The sequence below is a fragment of the Tropicimonas sp. IMCC6043 genome, assembly GCF_004146235.1.
GTDB lineage: Bacteria > Pseudomonadota > Alphaproteobacteria > Rhodobacterales > Rhodobacteraceae > Tropicimonas.
Genome location: NZ_SELO01000175.1, coordinates 1 through 378 on the forward strand (window position 1 = coordinate 1; position 378 = coordinate 378).

Below are 378 nucleotides of genomic sequence, written 5' to 3' on the forward strand. Positions count from 1 at the left end.
TCCCGCAGCATCGCGTTGTCCAGCATCTGCTCGGCCAACAGCTTCTTCAGCTTCGCATTCTCGTCCTCGAGCGCCTTCAGCTTCCGGGCATCCGAAACCTCGAGCCCACCGAACTTCGCCTTCCATTGTAAAACGTCGCCGAGCTGATCCCGTGCTCGCGGCACACATCCGCCGTCGCCACGCCGCTCTCCTGGCTCTTCAGGATCGCGATGATCTGTTCTTCGCTGAACCGTGATCTCTTCATTCCGTTCTGACCTGCCCCCCGAAAATTCCCTCACGCTGACGTAGAGTTTGCTCAACCTTTCGAAGGAGCAAACAAATGCGAAAGAGCCGTTTCACCGAGGCGCAGATCATCGGGATGATCAAGGAACAGGAAGC

At 57.4% G+C, this 378-nt stretch carries 1 pseudogene; it reads right to left on the reverse strand.

From position 1 onward, the window contains the following. A pseudogene (locus EU800_RS26300) lies at positions 1-244 on the reverse strand (transposase); the annotation flags it as partial. Between the last annotated feature and the right edge of the window lie 134 nt (positions 245-378).